Raw genomic sequence first — 1161 nt, forward strand, 5'->3', positions numbered from 1 at the left:
AACCACCAGCAGAAAAGAAATAGCTGCCTAACCACTAGGTAGCTCCACTACGTGTCCACGATTTGCGGGCAACCCCACGGTTGAACGCGCCTGAATACGGGCGTGACCATCTTCCGCAACGGACTCTCCGCCCCCGATGGAGGTATAGGCGATAGACCCGTCAGGGAATTTTAACACTTGCACTTCGCTATCTTCTGGAGACTCAGATACCTGAATAGGTTCCACGTCAGGATTGTCTGCATCAGGTAGTTTTCCTTGACGGACTTTTTCGACTATCGCTTCTTGGTCTTCGTTACTGATTCCACGCGAAGTCATTTCATCGCGCATGTCTTGAATGTCTTGCTCTGACGGAAGAAGAGACTCATCGACTTGGGTGGAAAAGTTGTGATCAAGCTCTGATGGTGTGGAATTCTCGGCTGTAGCAATTGGCGTAACCGAAATTACTGAAGCGAAGACAGAAAAAGCTACCACTTTTCCGATCTTATTTTTCCAGATTGTCATAGCGTGTCCTTGTTGAGAGGGAGATGGCTGAAATGAAAAGAAGTAGCGGGACGCAAATGAGCAAACCACTATTTCTGTATTTTTATTCTAACATAAAATTTTTCCACCTTACCTGTGCTGGTGAACGAAACGTTTAGGGGTAAGCGGGGGAGGTTCAGTAATGTATCGATTGTTAGCGCATGGTGTTGGTGGCGCGGAATGCTTGACCTTGACGCAAAATCTTGCGGCCAATTTCGCCACGCTTGAAACCGAAGAGGGCGTGGAGCATGTTCACCGTGGCGGTCGCATCTGCTACTGCTGCGTGCGCGTCCGGATTATCCAGTCCCAGGCGGTCAAGAAGTGCGGGCAGGTTGTAGGGGCCACGGTCGAGTATTTGCTTGGCAAGGTCCATGGTGTCAATAAACGGGAAGAACTCGTCCTCGTCATCGTCGACGCCGGTCATGCGGTCTATCTCGGCGATGATCATTTTTGAGTCAAACGGTGCGTTGTGGGCCAGTAGCTGCATACCGTCGATGAAGCTGGTGAAGTCCCCATACACATCACTAAAGGTTGGGGCAGTAGCGACCATGTCGTTGGTGATGCCGTGAACTGCTCCCCATTAGTTGGACTGAGAAATCAGTTACCGATTAGTGGGGAGTAGTTTTCATTGAGAGCTCGAAG

At 50.0% G+C, this 1161-nt stretch carries 2 protein-coding genes; both read right to left on the minus strand.

Going from position 1 to position 1161, the window contains the following annotated elements; all coding sequences use genetic code 11:
- Positions 1-27: 27 nt before the first annotated feature.
- The gene (locus ACEE23_RS11385; RefSeq protein ID WP_448873003.1) at positions 28-501 is read right to left on the minus strand and encodes a hypothetical protein; all 474 of its coding nucleotides are present in this window, start codon (positions 499-501) and stop codon (positions 28-30) included.
- A gap of 172 nt (positions 502-673) precedes the next feature.
- The gene (locus ACEE23_RS11390) at positions 674-1081 is read right to left on the minus strand and encodes a 3'-5' exonuclease (protein WP_448873005.1); all 408 of its coding nucleotides are present in this window, start codon (positions 1079-1081) and stop codon (positions 674-676) included.
- Positions 1082-1161 lie beyond the last annotated feature (80 nt).

Source organism: Corynebacterium sp. 32222D000AT, assembly GCF_053546955.1.

Coding starts and splice junctions, on each gene's coding strand:
- ACEE23_RS11385 (WP_448873003.1), bottom strand. CDS start 501: ATGACAATCTGGAAAAATAAGATCGGAAAAGTGGTAGCTTTTTCTGTC.